The sequence below is a fragment of the Methylobacterium sp. CM6244 genome (genome assembly GCF_054817885.1).
The window spans coordinates 724,405-740,373 of record NZ_CM139247.1; the positions used below are offsets into that span (position 1 = coordinate 724,405).

Annotated in this window: 13 protein-coding genes; all 13 read left to right on the forward strand. The window is 63.2% G+C overall.

The genetic code is table 11. The annotated features are described in order from the left end of the window. Window positions 1-593: 593 nt before the first annotated feature. The 13 genes from ACYQML_RS03300 (at window position 594) to cynS (ending at window position 15,040) form a co-directional block, all read left to right on the forward strand. Window positions 594-1,616: an AraC family transcriptional regulator gene (locus tag ACYQML_RS03300; RefSeq protein WP_461234691.1), complete on the forward strand. Its 1,023-nt coding sequence runs from the start codon at window positions 594-596 to the stop codon at window positions 1,614-1,616. A 520-nt stretch (window positions 1,617-2,136) separates the two neighbouring features. Then, window positions 2,137-2,676, forward strand: coding sequence for a hypothetical protein (locus ACYQML_RS03305; protein WP_461234692.1), 540 nt, complete (start codon window positions 2,137-2,139; stop codon window positions 2,674-2,676). 1,401 nt (window positions 2,677-4,077) lie between these two features. After that, the gene (locus ACYQML_RS03310; RefSeq protein ID WP_461235649.1) at window positions 4,078-5,589 is read left to right on the forward strand and encodes a sigma 54-interacting transcriptional regulator; all 1,512 of its coding nucleotides are present in this window, start codon (window positions 4,078-4,080) and stop codon (window positions 5,587-5,589) included. A gap of 212 nt (window positions 5,590-5,801) precedes the next feature. Then, entirely contained in the window at window positions 5,802-6,353 is a 552-nt protein-coding gene (locus ACYQML_RS03315) for an OsmC family protein (RefSeq protein ID WP_056455119.1), read from the forward strand. Window positions 6,354-6,412: 59 nt separating this feature from the next. After that, window positions 6,413-7,609 (forward strand): acyl-CoA dehydrogenase family protein, encoded by a 1,197-nt coding sequence (locus ACYQML_RS03320; protein WP_461234693.1) that lies wholly within the window; start codon window positions 6,413-6,415, stop codon window positions 7,607-7,609. Continuing rightward, window positions 7,606-8,940 carry an FAD-dependent oxidoreductase gene (locus ACYQML_RS03325; RefSeq protein WP_461234694.1) on the forward strand — a complete coding sequence of 445 codons (1,335 nt, stop codon included), beginning with the start codon at window positions 7,606-7,608 and terminating at the stop codon, window positions 8,938-8,940. Before ACYQML_RS03320 ends, ACYQML_RS03325 begins: the two co-directional genes overlap by 4 nt. A gap of 10 nt (window positions 8,941-8,950) precedes the next feature. Beyond that, complete coding sequence (locus ACYQML_RS03330) at window positions 8,951-9,901, forward strand: MBL fold metallo-hydrolase (RefSeq protein WP_461234695.1); 951 nt, start codon at window positions 8,951-8,953, stop codon at window positions 9,899-9,901. Continuing rightward, window positions 9,898-10,401 (forward strand): protein tyrosine phosphatase family protein, encoded by a 504-nt coding sequence (locus ACYQML_RS03335; RefSeq protein WP_461234696.1) that lies wholly within the window; start codon window positions 9,898-9,900, stop codon window positions 10,399-10,401. The genes ACYQML_RS03330 and ACYQML_RS03335 overlap by 4 nt, the downstream gene beginning before the upstream one ends. After that, window positions 10,401-11,165 carry a sulfite exporter TauE/SafE family protein gene (locus ACYQML_RS03340; protein WP_461234697.1) on the forward strand — a complete coding sequence of 255 codons (765 nt, stop codon included), beginning with the start codon at window positions 10,401-10,403 and terminating at the stop codon, window positions 11,163-11,165. The genes ACYQML_RS03335 and ACYQML_RS03340 overlap by 1 nt, the downstream gene beginning before the upstream one ends. A gap of 162 nt (window positions 11,166-11,327) precedes the next feature. Then, on the forward strand, window positions 11,328-12,689 hold the full coding sequence (locus tag ACYQML_RS03345; protein ID WP_461234698.1) for a CmpA/NrtA family ABC transporter substrate-binding protein: 1,362 nt from the start codon (window positions 11,328-11,330) through the stop codon (window positions 12,687-12,689). A gap of 3 nt (window positions 12,690-12,692) precedes the next feature. Beyond that, window positions 12,693-13,532 (forward strand): nitrate ABC transporter permease, encoded by an 840-nt coding sequence (gene ntrB / locus ACYQML_RS03350; protein ID WP_056147646.1) that lies wholly within the window; start codon window positions 12,693-12,695, stop codon window positions 13,530-13,532. Between the two features lie 10 nt (window positions 13,533-13,542). Then, window positions 13,543-14,505: an ABC transporter ATP-binding protein gene (locus ACYQML_RS03355; RefSeq protein ID WP_461234699.1), complete on the forward strand. Its 963-nt coding sequence runs from the start codon at window positions 13,543-13,545 to the stop codon at window positions 14,503-14,505. Between the two features lie 46 nt (window positions 14,506-14,551). Beyond that, entirely contained in the window at window positions 14,552-15,040 is a 489-nt protein-coding gene (cynS, locus tag ACYQML_RS03360) for a cyanase (protein WP_461234700.1), read from the forward strand. The last annotated feature ends 929 nt before the right edge of the window (window positions 15,041-15,969 follow it).

A 15,969-nucleotide genomic window follows, 5' to 3' on the forward strand; every position in this document is an offset into this window, starting at 1 on the left:
AAAGCATAACGGTGTTCGAACTGAACGGATTAGCCATGCCCCTGCCACGAGCCAGAAGTGTTTCCCTTAGAAAAAACGCCTCGAAGTTCCACTGCCGGACGTTAAAAATGTCGGGACAGTTGTTCCTAATTCACTCCCTAAACCATCGGTAAGCTGGTAGCCCTCATACTTCAATGGCGCCACAGCGCGTTCCGCGCCCAGTTCCTATCGCAATCCGACAGGACGATCGTACCAACCGTCGAACAAATTGGATCAGCATCCTAAGCCTGCGAAAGCCCCGCCTCCATTCAGAGCGTCGACGAGTAGCCCTGGAAGCCCAAATGCCGCGAATGCTGAGCTTGCTGCTCCAGGAACCGGGCCACCGAAGGTACAACCGCGGCACTCCGCTACCGTCCGACACCGAATGTCAGCTTCCCATCGCGGCGCTGCCAGCGCGGCGGGTTCGGATTTTGCTTGAGTCCGGCTTTGAGACGGGAACTTTCTTCTGGACGGGTTCAGGAGGACTCACGCGGCCCGTCGCGTGATAGTACTGTTCCCGGGGAATCTTGCGTGCGGAAGCCGACATGAATGGACTTGATCGAACCCTGGCGGCCATGGCAGCCGACGACTTCTTCATAGCGCATCGTTCGGATCGATTCGATCCGGTTCGCTTTGACCTGCAGCGCAGCACAGATCCCCAACGTGCCATTCAGAGCGTGGCAGAAGTTTTTTGCCCGCATCGCATCGTACATCACGAGCGCGGCGTCCCGTTGGATTTCCGGCATAGTTCAGCGCGGATCGACCGCACTACCTTCAATCAGATCGCCTATGGCAGTGCGATCGACGTCGTGATCGAGGAAGTTAACCGCGCGCAGTACATTTTCGTCTTGCCGCTTCGAGGCGAGATGCATGTCATCGCATCGGCGGAGGCTCGAACAATCTCCGTAGGCGACTACATGCTGATGGGCCCGGACGTACCATACCAGTTCATTCACGAAGTCGAGGATTCCCATCTGGCAGTAAGCGTACCGCGGCGCATGATCGAACTCGGCGACGAATGCTATTCAGGCCCAGGCGTGGGCATCGGCCCTGAACCCATGACCGATATAGCGGGCACTCTCGTCGATTATCTATCGTTCGTATGCAGGGAGTTTGCGCGGGGAGGAGTGGCGTTCGAAAGTGCTACTGTGCGTGCAGGGACGGAAGACACTGTAGCCGGCCTGATAAAGGCGATGCTGAACTCCCGTGCTGCGTCCGCGAGCCCCACCCTTAGCCCCGCACCCGTCCATGTCCACCTCGCCGAGAAATTCATGGACTCCCACCTCCATGATGATCTTAAAATCGAGGCGATCGCGTTGGCTGCGAAAGTCCCGGAACGTACACTTCACCACGCATTCTCGCGCTTTCGCGGCATGTCGCCGCTTCAGTGGCTCCGCGCCCGACGGCTAGAATGCGCGCGACGGGCCATCCTAGCGAGTGCAGGTCACGCAAACATTTTGGAGATCGCGAACCGATACGGGATGCAGCACGGGGGCCGGTTCGCCATCTACTATCAGCAGAGATTCCACGAGAAGCCATCGGATACCCTTCGAACTGCGCGATTCCCGCGGGCCGGATCAAACAACTTGCCGGGATGATGAGGCCGCCCGCTGAATGTTAGGTTCCGGGTTTGGTGTTTTGGCTCGCGATGAACCCGATGGGTTCTTCGGTCCATGCTCTGCAGATGGCTTGACAGGGAGTCACGCCGCTTGGAGTCTTCTACATCCGTTCGAGGGTGTAGGCGCTTATTAAGTTCAGCGAGGTATCTGCGTTCCCGGCCGTAGCCGACGTAACAGTAGCGCTCGAGAGCAGCTTCCATGAAGGCCAAGTTTATCCCCTCGACCGCGCCGTTGGTCCACGGGTGATTCGGCTTGGTTAGCCGGCGCGCGGTCCCGTGCTGTCGGCCGATCAGGCTGAGCTATGGACGCCATAGCGTAGCCATGAGGAACCTCCCTCAAAACGCCATCCGATTTACATAGACCTTCGCAAAGCTGTTTCCAACACAACGCGGGACCACCGAGCACGTTTTTGGCCGCATCTGGATGGATCTGCCGAAAACGGATAGCAGTCCGAACTCATTTCCTTCACGCTCCAGGCTCGCTAGCGAAGACGCTATCGATGCCGGAGTTCGCAGACGTGACAGTAGCTGACCATTGGGTCACGGGGCGAGATCGGCCCGCATGGCTCGCCTCCATCAATCTCGCCGCGGCGCGCAACTTCCTAGCCTCCGATCCACCGCGCATCGCAGCAGGCCGGATCTCCCTCATGCGCATGGTCGAGTCCATCGCCGGCGGCCACGAACTCGCTACGTGCAGGCAAACGAAACGAGCCTTCGGCACGAAGGTTAGCGGCGAAGGCGTACTGACGGCACTTGCGCGACAAGCAGGAGAGATCGCCATCGCGCTTTCGCGTATCGCCGATCAGACTGATCACGAAGACAAGAATCATCTCAGACGCGAACTTGTCGAAATCCAATCTCTCATTGAGAGCCTCAATCAAACAATCATCAGCATACTCGCTGATCGATCCATCAAGGCAACAAAAGCCACAGGGAGCGTATCACACGAAGGACCCTTTCAGTCGCCTGAACTTGGGCCACAGAACTGCAGTTCACACAAACAACCAGAATCTCTGAAGTTTACGAAATCTCGCATGTGACGACTAAGCATCGAAAGTGCAAAGCATCTCCGCTCCCTGCCCCTTTTTTGCACAAACCAGGATTGCAAAACCTAAACATCAAGAGCAATTACATATAGCTTTCGATGAAGATCGATTGCGTCAATTGCTATTTGTGAGGTGAAGAAATTTCAAGGGCGCGCTTTGCGCTTTCGACAGCAGATCAGCAGCGGGATATACCAGTCCTTACTAAGAACGGTCGATCATATATATTCTGGCTATTATCGGGCTATGCGATAGCGTACATCTCGGAATTGATCAGTAAAATCATACCAAAATATAGCTTGCTGATCATTGATGAGATTGAATTGTCTTAAAAACTCTGACTCCTCCTCGGTGGCGATGCGCATCATCATCACGGCGTTGCCGATAGCGTCGGCGGAACGCTTTTGGCCTTTTGGTCCGGCGGGCATTATTCACGCGCATAAGACAAAATATTGGAATAACCTCCATTTGTCACTCGAATGACGACACCTTTCGACACCCCCCTCCGAGATCACGATATCGCGCGAGCACTTGTCATGCTCAAATATGTAGTTCGGGCGATATTTCTCCTTTTTTTAGCTGTAGCTTGATCTGGCGCATACCAAGGCCCCCGATCCCGTTTCAGGATGTCGGGCGGATCATCGATTTTGATGGCGAAATCACTCACGTTCGACTTGCGCCTGCTTGACGCCAATTATACGCCAGCCGTAGGTCCCGCGCGAGGGACCGGAACGGGAACGCAAGGCTCAACCGTTCGGGATCAAATTTCAAACTGAGACACCACCGCTAGAAGCCGCACGTCAGGCGAGCGCTACGCATGTACGAAATGGGTGGCTCTTCGACCGCGGTAGGACGAAGAGAGGTGTGTTGGCTTTCATTCCCCGCTGGTGGCACGATGCGGCACGAATTGGCATTAAGAGCTAGTTGTGGCAGCGTCATGTGTCAATTATTATTGCGGATAATACAACTTGCCTAACGGCGCTTTTCGAATCAATCGAATATAGTAACAATAAGTCAACTAAAAAATTCTTCATCTTAAATCAAACCTACGCTTGCTAGATATAGAGCGCAATGATGAGGAATTTTGCAAAACGCATTTAGCGCAGCATCGTGTCCAGGGCTGGGAAGGGCGGATTTGAATCGGTCTGTTTTTGGTCGAAGAAACGAAAGAAACGGACGCTGGCCTAACGGGTTACGATCTTGTCGTGGCCACAACGGCCGGAAAGGTTCCTCGCTGCCGATGCCTTCCCGGACGCATCTCTCTGTTTGCACGAAGCTTGCAGCTCGTCATATCTTCGATTCGGAAGCCGAGGCGCCTGAGTGACTGATGGACGTGCAAGCAGGATTGCCTTGAGCGCACACTGGCGTACGCAGGAAATGTTCCTCCTTCAGGAGGTCATGAACCTGATCGGCAAAGGGATTCGCCTCGATCAGGTGGCCCGCGAGATGCTGCATCTGCTTTCCGAGATCGTAGGGCTCAACCGCGGACGCATCGTCCTGCAAGACCCGGACGGGGAAGGTTATCGGATCGCCCACTCCTATGGCCTGACCCGCGAGGAGGTCGACCGAGGCAGATACGCTTTGGGTGAAGGCATTACCGGGCGCGTCATCCAGGATGGCCATCTCATCATCGTCCAGGACATCGACAAGGATCCGACCTTCCTCGGCCGGGCCGTCGAACGGACCACGCTTCCGCAAGGTGCCGTCTCGTTCCTGGCGCTTCCGATCCGGGTCGACCAGAGAACGGTGGGTGCCATCGCGTGTCACCGGATTCGCCACCGTGAGCGGGCGCTCTCCGACGATCTCATCATCCTGCGCATCATCGCCACGTTGATCGGTCAGTTGCTGACCTTGAACGAGCGCGTCGAGCAGAAGACGCGCGCGCTCGAGGAACACAACGACATGCTGGCGCGTGAGCTTCGCATCAAGCGGGCTCGCTACGGCATCATCGGCACGTCGCCAGCGCTCCTGCGTGCCCTCGCTCAAGTCGAGAAGGTCGCGAACGCGACGGCGAGTGTCCTGCTGCTCGGCGATTCGGGAACCGGCAAGGAACTGTTCGCGCGAGCGCTCCATCTCGCCAGCCCGCGGCGGGGCAAGCCCTTCATCAAGGTCAATTGTGCGGCCATTCCCGAAACCCTCTTCGAATCCGAGCTGTTCGGCCACGAGCGCGGTGCGTTCACCGGCGCGGTCGAGGCCCGCGCGGGTTGGTTCGAGCAGGCGAGCGATGGCACCATCTTTCTCGACGAGATCGGCGAGATGCCGGCAATCCTCCAGACCAAGCTGTTGCGGACCCTTCAGGAGGGCACCGTCGTGCGCCTCGGGGGCAAGCGCGAGATCCGGGTCGACATGCGCCTCGTGGCCGCGACGAACCGGGATCTCGCGGGAGACGTCGCGCAGGGCCGCTTCCGCGAAGACTTGTTCTACCGCCTCAACGTCATCCCGATCACGCTGCCGCCGCTCGCGGAGCGACGGGGCGATATTCCCGATCTCGTGCTGCATTTCCTGACGCGGGCGAACCAGGAGAACCAGCGGAACGTCAACCTGACACAGGCCGCGATCGCGCATCTCGCTCGCCAGCAATGGCCGGGCAATATCCGGCAGCTTGCGAATTTCATCGAGCGAACGGTGCTGCTGTCGAGTGAGGGCGTGCTCGATGTGGACGACCTGCGGCCGATGCTAGGAGACGCCGCTCGGACGTCGATTGCCCTCCCCGGCTCCATGGAAAGGGATTTCCTGGCCGCGCCAATGGCGACGATCCGCCCCTATCTGTCGGCCGACTCGCACGGACACGAGCAATTGCGCCTCGCGCTCGCCCAGGCCGGGGGGAACAAGACCCGGGCCGCGCAGAGACTCGGCCTCACCGAGCGCCAGTTCTCCTACCGATGGAGGAAGCTCCAGCCCGCGCCCTGAGCCAGACCGACAAAGTTCGACAATGTCGACATAGTGTCGACATTCGGCGGGGCGCAGATCTGGACGAGCGAACCGAGACCCCCATTAAGTTACTGCCGCAAAAGGCTTTTCAAAAAGATTGAGCGCACGGCAGCCTTGGCACAGGCCTTGCTCATCCCTCCTCGAGCCGGCCCCAAAAACGCGTGGGGCACGTGCAGCAAGAGGAGCTAACCATGAGCGCCAGCGCCGCCCCGACGACCCTCACGACCTACCTGCGTCCGATCGATCGCGACGGCCTCGCCAAGTTCGCCGAGAAGGGCCGCGCCAATCCCGGTTCACGCGGGACCAACAAGGTCCACACCGTCGTCGACGGCCAGTATCGAACCCTCAGCTATGTCGGCAATCACCAGCCGGTCGTCGTCGACGAGCCGTTGCACCTGTTCGGTGAGGATACCGCCCCGGCACCCGGCGAGATCGTGCTTTCGGCCCTCGGCGGCTGCCTTGCTGTCGGCATCACCGCCGTCGCGACGTGGAAGCAGGTGCGCCTGTCGCGCCTCGAACTCCACATCGAGGGCGACATCGGAAACCCGGCCGCCTGGGGCGCGGGCGGTGCCGAGAAGAAGCCGGAGGAGATGGGCTTCCAGGCGATCCGCGTCGCCGTGACCATCGAAGGCGACGCGACACGAGAGGAGCTCGACGAGATCGTGCGCCACGCGAATGTCTATTCGCCGGTTGCCAACTCCATGCGCAACCCGATCCCCTTCGACATCGGCTTGGCCGACTGAAGCCGGAGGCGGGACCGGTCGGTCCCGCCCCGTCCGATCCCTTCTGAGGAGATTGCACGATGTCGAGCGCCCCCGCTCTTCGGCTGGCCGATGCCCCCATCACGGTGGCGCAACGCGTCACGCCCGCCGCTTCCGAATGGACGGATGAGACCGTCCTCGCCGGAACGACGGCCATTGCAGACGGTCCCCTGAGCGCGGCAGCGGCCCAGATCGACCATGGGGCCTACCCGCTCGACATCATGGCCGGGCTCGGTGGCGCGGGCGCTCTCGGCGTCCATCTCGACCGGCACGGCACCCGCGTCGGCCTCTCCATCGCCGCCATGCAGGCGGCGAGCCGTGCCTGCGGTGCCACCGGCTTCCTGATGTGGTGCCAGAACGTCTGCGGCCTCTACTTGGAACAGTCTGGCAATCCCGCCCTGACGGGGGCCATTCTCGACGACCATGCCGCGGGTCGCACCTTCGGCGGCACGGCCCTCTCCAACCCGATGAAGGCCTTTGCCGGAATCGAACCGATCCTGCTGCGCGCACGGCGCGTGCCGGGCGGTTACCGGGTCAACGGCATGCTGCCATGGGTCAGCCACATCGGACCGGGGCAGTATTGCGGCGCCATCGCGGGTGTCGTCGGCGCCGGCGACACGATCAGCCACGAGATCATGTTCCTGCTGCGCTGCGACCGGGCCGAGCTGCGGCCCTGTCCGCAATTCTCCGGCATGGAGGGCACCAGCACCTGGGGCTTGCGCCTGGACGAGTACTTCGTCGGCCAGGACGAGCTGATCGCCGATCCCGCCCGCCCGTTCATCGGCCGCATCCGAGCCGCCTTCATCCTGCTTCAATGCGGCATGGGCCTCGGCGTCGCGGAGGGAAGCCTCGATTCCATGATCGCGGTCGAGGAGACCCTCGGGCACGTCAACCAGTTCCTCGACGACCGCCCCGGACAGATTGCGGCCGAACTCGCCGAACTCCGCACCCGAATCCTCACGCTTGCCGAATCCCCCTATGACGGCTCGAACGACTACCTGATCGACGTGCTCGACGCCCGCGCGCAGACCTCCGAACTCGCCCTCCGCGCCTCGCAATCCGCCCTGCTCCACCAGGGCGCGCGCGGCTACCTGATGTCGGCCGCGCCTCAACGGCGTATCCGCGAAGCGCATTTCGTCGCCATCGTCACGCCCGCCATCAAGCATCTGCGCTGGGAGATGGCCCGCCTGTCGCGGGAGATCCTTCCGGCCGATACCCGCGAGGGAGGCCGGGCATGACCGCGCTCGCGCCGACCGACGGGCTCGGGCCCTGGAGACAGTTCCTCTGCCGGGCCTGCGGCCTGATCTACGACGAGGGCGAAGGCGATCCCGATAGCGGGCTGGCTCCCGGCACCCGCTTCGAGGACATCGCGGAGGATTGGGCCTGCCCGATCTGCGGCGTCACCAAATCGGATTTCGAGCCCTATCAACGGCGGGCATCCGTCGCCCCCGCGCCAGTTCCCCTCGTCCGGCAGCGCCGGCCGGGCGTGGTGATCGTCGGGGCCGGCGTGGCGGGCTGGAGCGTCGCCGCGGCGATCCGTGCCGAGGATGCAGAGGTTCCGATCACCCTGGTGACAGCCTGCAGCGGCGACGTCTACCACAAGCCGGAACTCTCGGTTGCGCTCGGACGCGGCATGTCACCCGACACGCTGCGCCGGGAGAGCGGCGCGACCGCGGCGGCCCGCCTCGGCCTGCATCTCATGCCCGACACGGTGGCGGTGGGCCTCTCGCCGGATCGGCATCGGCTGCGGACGACCCGTGGCACCCTGGCCTACACGCAGCTCGTTCTCGCCCACGGCGCCCAATCGGCGTTGCCGGCCTGCCTCGACCCCACGCTGTGCTGGCGCGTCAACGACCTCGCGGCATGGTCCGCCCTGCATGCCGAACTCGGGCGCGGTCCCCGCACCGTGGCGGTGATCGGCGCCGGCATGGTCGGCTGCGAGCTCGCCGAGGATCTCACGCGTGCCGGTCATGGCGTCACGCTCATCGGCGCCGGGCGGCTTCCGCTGCCCGAACTCCTGCCCGCGGTGGCCGGACGCCGGCTCTTGGCGGGCCTGGAGCGCCTGGGCGTACGCTACCGTGCCGACACCCTAGTGACCGGCCTGAGCTGCAGGCCGGACGGCCATGTCGCGCTCGCCCTCTCGGACGGCGGGGTCCTGGACGCCGCCACCGTGGTCGCGGCGACGGGCCTCGCCACGCCCTCGCGGCTCGTCCGTGGAGCCGGCCTCGCCTTCGAGCGTGGAATCGTCGTCGATCGGTCGACGCTGCGGACGAGCCGACCCGACATCTTCGCGCTCGGCGACTGCATCAGCATCGACGGCCAGCCCTGCCGTTACATCGAGCCGGTCGCACGGCAAGCCGAGGCGATCGCGCATGCCATCGTCGGCCGGGCGCATCCGGGCTACGCGCACGTCGCACCCGTCATCCGCCTGAAGACGCGCTCCGCGCCGGTCGAACTTCACGGCATCCCGGTTCCGGGCGCCCCCTGGCACGTCGTCGAGGACACGGAACGCCGTCTCGCTATGGAGCAGCGGCACGACGGCGGCATCACCGCCTGGCTCGCAGCCTGAGGAATCGACGATGACGAGCGCCGTTCCCGCAACCGATCCCGTTCTCTCGCAGGCGCACGAACAGGTGGCGGTGACCCTCTCGGGCGCCGTTCCCCGACCTGTCGTGCAAGGCTTTTTCGACGAGCCGACGAACACCGCGACCTTCGTCGTCCACGATCCTCAAAGTCGTTCCGCGGCGGTGATCGACAGTGTCCTCGACTTCGACCCGGCATCCGGGACGTTGTCCTACGAGGCGGCGAACCGCGTCGTCGCCTATGTGCGCGCGCAGGGCCTGACGGTGGAGTGGATCCTCGAGACCCACGTCCATGCCGACCACCTCTCGGCCGCCCCGTACCTTCAGGAGCAGCTCGGCGGACGGCTCGCGATCGGCCGTGGCATCGTCCAGGTCCAGGACGAGTTCGGAAAGCTCTTCAACGCCGGCACCGAGTTCGCCCGCGCCGGCTCGGAGTTCGACCGCCTGTTCGATGACGGCGACCGTTTCGCGATCGGCGGGATCGAGGCCCTCGTGCTCCACGTGCCGGGTCATACATCCGCCGACCTCGCCTACGTGATCGGGGACGCGGCCTTCGTCGGCGACACCCTGTTCATGCCAGATTACGGCACGGCGCGTGCGGATTTTCCCGGCGGCGACGCCCGGCAGCTGTTCCGCTCGACCCGAAGGCTGCTGGCGCTTCCGGACGTCACGCGCCTGTTCCTGTGCCACGACTACAAGGCCCCCGGCCGTGACGAGTTCATCTACGAGACGACGGTGGCCGTGCAGCGGGCCGAGAACGTCCACGTCCGTGACGGAATGGCGGAGGACGACTTCGTCGCGATGCGCACCGCGCGTGACCGCACTCTGAAGGCGCCACGGCTGATCATGCCGTCGATCCAGGTGAACATGCGCGGGGGACGCCTGCCGCAACCGGAGGCCAACGGCACGCGCTACCTCAAGATCCCGCTGACGACGGTCCGGTCATGAGCAAGCCCGAAACGCTCCCCCCCTCCCCGGCGCGGCTCTTCCCACAGCGCGCATTTACACCCCTCTCCCCAAGCCTTTCCGTGACCTCTCAGATCGATGAGAGCGCCCTGGAGCTTGCCGTACGGGCGGGCTTCCGGCTCGTGATCTGCAATCGGCCGGACGGCGAGGAAGCCGGCCAGCTAGCCAGTACCGTCCTGGCTCAGCGGGCCGAGCTACTCGGGATCGACTTTCTTTCGATACCAGTACGCCCGGGGCGCTTTCCGGAACAAGCCGTCGTCGCCTTCCGAAAAGCGGTCGCCGGCGCGGGTGGTCCCGTTCTCGCCTATTGCCGCAGCGGCACACGATCGGCTTCGCTTGCAGCATTGGCGACCCCCGACAAAACCGATCCCGAGCGCTCAATCCGAGCAATCGAGGCGGCCGGGTACGACCTGTCGCAGGTCCGCGCCTGGCTTAACCGGCCCGAGAAAGAGCCAGGGGCAATCGCGGGGAGCGGGTCTTGATGCTCGAACCCGTGCAATACGCGTTAGGCGCGAGCTCCGGCTCGCTGATCGGGCTGATCCTCGGGTTGGTCGGCGGCGGCGGTTCCATCCTCGCTCTCCCGATGCTCATCCATGTCGTGGGGCTAAGGAACACCCACGTCGCGGTTGGGACAGGTGCCTTCGCCGTCGCGGCCTGCTCGCTCGTCAACCTCGTCGGCCATCTCCGAGTCGAGGAGGTCCCGTGGCGGGCCGCGGGATTGTTCGGGGCGGCCGGCATCCTCGCTGCACTACTGGGCGCCGACCTGAGTAAGCAGTTCGACGGGCACCGCCTGCAATTCCTCTTCGCGCTGGTGATGCTGGCGGCTGCGGGCCTGATGTTCAAGCGTCGGTTCGCACCGGCCTCCGCACGGACGGAGGTGGCTCGGGAAAGTGTGCCCAAACTTGTCGGCTACGGTGGTGCCACGGGTCTGCTGTCCGGATTCTTCGGCATTGGGGGCGGCTTCCTCATCGTTCCCGGCCTCGTCGCCGCCACCGGGATGCCACTGGTGAGTGCCATCGGCTGTTCCCTCGTGGTCATCACGGCCTTCGGGGTGACGACCGGGCTGAGCTACGCGCTGTCCCACCTCGTGGATTGGGCCCTCGTCTTGGCTTTCGTGGCCGGGGGAGCGGGAGGCGGCCTCATCGGCCTTCGTCTTCGCTCCGTCTGTATCGCCCGCAAGGGCGCGCTGGACACGGTGCTGGCCGCCATCATCGGAGGCGCGGGGCTGGTGATGCTGATGCGGTAGATCCGAGCGCAACGAGGGTGTTCGCCACCGGCCGACACCGCGAATGAAGACGATCCGGCCTGAGATCCGAACGAATACTGGCCTTCGGCCGCTCTCCGGAAACAGACCTGCCGGCTCAGTTCTTGCTGCCACTTTCCTAGACAATCATCACCGGAGTCCGCGATGGCCCTGTTCGACAAGTATTCCGGTTCACGACGTCGCCTGAGCCGCCGTGGCTGCAACTGCGGCGCGCATGTGAGCCAGGCCGAGCACGAGGCGGCGCTCCCGACGGGCGACGCCGCTGTCCAGCGGGTCGTTGAGGCGTCGATGATGCGTGCCGTATTCCCGCGGGAAGCCGAGCGCCGCGCCTTCCTCCGAAGCGTCGGCGCCGCGACCGCCGCGGCGGCGATCAGCCAGTTCCTGCCGACGCGGTTCGTGGCCGAGGCCTTCGCGGAAGGGGCGAAGCCCGAGAAGACCGACCTCAAGGTCGGTTTCATCCCGATCACCTGCGCCACGCCGATCATCATGGCGAAGCCCATGGGCTTCTACGAGAAGCAGGGCTTGAACGTCGATGTGGTCAAGACCGCCGGCTGGGCCGTGATCCGCGACAAGACCCTGAACAAGGAATACGACGCCGCCCACATGCTGGCGCCGATGCCCATCGCGATCAGCCTGGGGCTCGGCTCCGCCGCGGTGCCCTTCGCGGTGCCGGCCATCGAGAACGTCAACGGCCAGGCGATCTGCCTGGCGATGAAGCACAGGGACAACCGCGACCCGAAGAACTGGAAAGGCATGAAGTTCGCCATTCCGTTCGACTACTCGAACCACAATTACCTGCTGCGCTACTATCTGGCCGAGCACGGCATCGATCCCGACGCGGATGTGCAGCTGCGTTCGGTGCCGCCGCCCGACATGGTCGCCAACCTGCGGGCCGACAATATCGACGGGTTCCTGGCCCCCGACAACGTGGTCCAGCGTGCGGTCTACGACGGCGTCGGCTTCATCCATATCCTGTCGAAGGAGATTTGGGACGGACATCCCTGCTGCGCTTTCTCGATCGCGCAGGACACGATCCAGCAGATGCCGAACGCCACCGCAGCGCTGCTGCGGGCCATCATGGAAGCGACTGCGCACGCCTCGAATCCCAAGAACCGCAAGGACATCGCCGCAGCTATCGCGCCGGCGAACTACTTGAACCAACCCCAAACCGTGGTGGAGCAGGTCCTCACCGGCACCTACGCGGATGGGCTGGGCGGCGTGAAGAAGGATCCGAAGCGCGTCGCCTTCGATCCCTTCCCATACGAGAGCTTCGCGGTCTGGACGCTGACCCAGATGAAGCGCTGGGGTCAGATCAAGGGAGACGTCGACTACAAAGCCGTGGCGCAGCAGATCTACCGTGCGACCGATGCCGCCAAGCTGATGAAGCAGGCTGGCCTGGTGCCGCCCGTGGCCACCACCAAGACTTTCGTGGTCATGGGAAAGACTTTCGACCCAGACAAGCCGAAGGAGTATCTGAACTCCTTCGCGATCAAGCGGGCGGGCTGAGCCATGAAGGCCTCTCTCTCGCTCCGCGCCGGCATCGTCTCCCTGGCCGTCCTCGCCGCCTTCCTGCTGCTCTGGCAGATCGCGGTGGGCGGGGTCGCCAAGACCGAGGCGATGGACCCGGAATACGCGGCCCTCATGGGTGCGAGCGCCACCACCGGCAAATCGGCGATGCCGGGTCCGCTCGACGTCGCCGCCACCGCCTGGAAGCACCTCAGGGACCCGTTCTACGACCGTGGCCCGAACGACAAGGGGCTCGGCATCCAGCTCGCCTATTCCATCGGCCGCGTGGCGCTGGGCTACGGCCTCGCGGTGCTGGTGGCCATCCCCATCGGCTTCCTCATCGGCATGTCGCCGCTGATGGGCCGGGCGCTCGACCCCTTCATCCAGCTCCTGAAGCCGGTCTCGCCCCTCGCCTGGATGCCGCTCGCCCTCTACACGATCAAGGATTCGAGCCTGTCGGCGATCTTCGTGATCTTCATCTGCTCGCTCTGGCCGATGCTGATCAACACCGCCTTCGGCGTTGCCGGAACGCGCAAGGAATGGCTGAACGTCGCCCGGACCCTGGAGGTCGGGCCGATCCGGCGCGCCTTCACGGTGATCCTGCCGGCGGCCGCGCCCACCATCCTCACCGGCATGCGCATCTCCATCGGCATCGCCTGGCTCGTCATCGTGGCGGCCGAGATGCTCGTGGGTGGAACCGGCATCGGCTACTTCGTCTGGAACGAGTGGAACAACCTTTCGATCACCAATGTGATCGTCTCGATCCTGGTCATCGGCCTCGTGGGCATGATCCTCGACCAGTTGCTGGCGCGCGCGCAGCGTCTCGTCACCTTCCCCGAGTGAGGTCGCGCCCATGAGCAAGCTCATTCCCTTCGCGCGGCGCTTCGCAAGTGCCGCTCCCGACCCCGCCGCCGGGACCAGCCGCATGTCGTCCTCCGAAAAATTCATCTCCATCGAGGGGATCGCCCGGCGCTATCCCGCGCCCGGCGGCAAGCAGAACACCGTGTTCGAGAACCTGTGGCTGCCCATGCGGCGGGGCGAGTTCGTCTGCATGATCGGCCATTCCGGCTGCGGCAAGACCACGGTGCTCAACATCCTGGCCGGGCTGGAGGCGCCGAGCGAGGGCGTCGTCATCGTCGACGGGCAGGCGATCGAGGGAACCAGCCTCGACCGGGCCGTGATCTTCCAGGGCCACGCCCTGCTGCCCTGGCGAACGGTGCTCGGCAACGTCGCCTATGCGGTTTCCTCGCGCTGGCGCAAGGCGTCCCGCGCCGAGGTGGAGGAGCGTGCCCGCAAGGCCATCGCGACGGTGGGCCTCGCCGGCTCGGAGCATAAGCGCCCGTCCGAACTCTCGGGCGGCATGAAGCAGCGTGTCGGCATCGCCAGGGCACTCGCCATCGAGCCCAAGATCCTGCTCATGGACGAGCCGTTCTCGGCGCTGGACGCGCTCACGCGGGGCACCCTGCAGGACGAGGTGCGCCGCATCTGCATCGAGACCGGCCAGACCGTCTTCATGATCACCCACGATGTCGACGAGTCGATCTACCTCGCCGACCGCATCGTGCTGATGACCAACGGCCCCGAGGCCAAGGTGGCGGAGATCGTCGAGAACCCGCTGCCCAAGCGCCGCGAGCGCGCGAACCTCCATCATGCGCCGGGCTACTACGCCCTGCGCAACCACCTGATGGACTTCCTCGTCAGCCGCTCGAAGAGCCTGCGGGACGCCATGCCCGCCGGCTACGACCAGCGCCACCCGCCGGTGGTGCGGCCGGGTTTGGACGAACTGGAGCCGCTACCCGTCCCCGCCGCCTCGTAAATCCGCGCGCGGCCTCTCACCCACGTTCCTTCATTGGAGACCTCACATGAAGCGCGAAGACCTCACCGAAAAGCTCCTCGACATCAAACGCGAGAAAGGCTGGACCTGGAAGCATATCCAGGCCGAGATCGGCGGGATCTCGCCGATCCTCATCACCGCCGCCTGCATGGGGCAGATGAAGCTGCCGAAGGCCCAGGCGAAGAAGGCGGCGGAACTGTTCGGCCTGTCCGAATCCGAGGAGCGGATGCTGAACGAGGCGCCGTATCGCGGCTCGATCCCGCAGATGCCGCCAACCGACCCGCTGATCTACCGGTTCTACGAGTTGGTGATGGTCTACGGCACCACCTGGAAAGAGCTGATCCAGGAGGAGTTCGGCGACGGCATCATGTCGGCGATCGATTTCAACATGACCATGGAACGGGAGCCGAACAACAAGGGCGACCGGGTTAAGATGAACCTTTCCGGCAAGTTTTTGCCGTATAAATATTATGACAATGAAGAAGGGGTGCCGGATTACGGCTTCAAAGAATCTTGATTGTAAAATTGATGTCTTAAAGGCGCATCTTCGCGTTTTCATCGGCGATGTGCGTGAGATGTACGCCGTGTCTCCTGACGGCAATAAGTGTCCGCCTGCTTTCTGGTTCTGCGCATTTTGCCGTGAACGTCGAGCTTGAGTAGAAAGCGGACGGCATCAAACGTCAGGCTTCGGCCAACTTGTACCAGCAAAACACCAATCGCGGCGATCTGGCGCAATAGCCTTTAAGGGAGATACCAGCGCAAACGAGAAGTAACGACGCCGTGCTTTCGCCGATACGCAGCGACAAGAATTCATGCAAACAAGCACGCAGATTGATAGACACGGCGCGCCAGAGCTGGTCAATGCGTTTCTTCCAGGCACCACAATAATATTACAGCCGATTACTTTCGCGATTTAAACACGACGGGCGGTGAGCGCATTTAAAATGGCGGGGATGGCGCCTTAATTCTGAGTGTGATGGTGGGGACAGGCTGAAAGCTTTGTGTAGACATGCTCCGCAGATCCCGGCCCGGCGTCTTAGGCATGTCGTCGCTTAAGCATTAACCGTCCGTCGCGGTCAACCTTGGCGATTGCCGTCGCTTTCGGTACCACTCGACCTCTGCCTAAGCATTAATTGCTCTCTACATTGTTCGCCCCAGTCCCTTGGTTTTCGGGAGCGGTAAGCCGGTTCCCGTTTGGGTTAGCAAGCCACGTTCCGTTGCGTGTAATATCTCCTACTTCGGTACGGGTCGGCCCACGCATACGTTCGATGTTCCGTCTCTCACGTCGGGATCAAAACGGGCGGGCGCTGACGGCGTAACGCCGCCGTGTCACATGGCTCAAGCAGGCTACCTCATGGACGCTCTTCAACGTGTCTCGCCCGCTCCCCTGCCCTCCGCTCCCGCAGTGAGCGCCAACACTCCAGCTGTGGATTCTATCGATGGACT

Bases quoted from the DNA above. Each gene is read 5' to 3' on its own strand.
- ACYQML_RS03305 (WP_461234692.1), top strand. From the start codon at position 2,137: ATGCCGGAGTTCGCAGACGTGACAGTAGCTGACCATTGGGTCACGGGG.
- cynS (WP_461234700.1), top strand. From the start codon at position 14,552: ATGAAGCGCGAAGACCTCACCGAAAAGCTCCTCGACATCAAACGCGAG.
- ACYQML_RS03345 (WP_461234698.1), top strand. From the start codon at position 11,328: ATGGCCCTGTTCGACAAGTATTCCGGTTCACGACGTCGCCTGAGCCGC.
- ntrB (WP_056147646.1), top strand. From the start codon at position 12,693: ATGAAGGCCTCTCTCTCGCTCCGCGCCGGCATCGTCTCCCTGGCCGTC.
- ACYQML_RS03355 (WP_461234699.1), top strand. From the start codon at position 13,543: ATGAGCAAGCTCATTCCCTTCGCGCGGCGCTTCGCAAGTGCCGCTCCC.
- ACYQML_RS03315 (WP_056455119.1), top strand. From the start codon at position 5,802: ATGAGCGCCAGCGCCGCCCCGACGACCCTCACGACCTACCTGCGTCCG.
- ACYQML_RS03335 (WP_461234696.1), top strand. From the start codon at position 9,898: ATGAGCAAGCCCGAAACGCTCCCCCCCTCCCCGGCGCGGCTCTTCCCA.
- ACYQML_RS03330 (WP_461234695.1), top strand. From the start codon at position 8,951: ATGACGAGCGCCGTTCCCGCAACCGATCCCGTTCTCTCGCAGGCGCAC.
- ACYQML_RS03340 (WP_461234697.1), top strand. From the start codon at position 10,401: ATGCTCGAACCCGTGCAATACGCGTTAGGCGCGAGCTCCGGCTCGCTG.
- ACYQML_RS03325 (WP_461234694.1), top strand. From the start codon at position 7,606: ATGACCGCGCTCGCGCCGACCGACGGGCTCGGGCCCTGGAGACAGTTC.
- ACYQML_RS03320 (WP_461234693.1), top strand. From the start codon at position 6,413: ATGTCGAGCGCCCCCGCTCTTCGGCTGGCCGATGCCCCCATCACGGTG.
- ACYQML_RS03310 (WP_461235649.1), top strand. From the start codon at position 4,078: ATGAACCTGATCGGCAAAGGGATTCGCCTCGATCAGGTGGCCCGCGAG.
- ACYQML_RS03300 (WP_461234691.1), top strand. From the start codon at position 594: ATGGCAGCCGACGACTTCTTCATAGCGCATCGTTCGGATCGATTCGAT.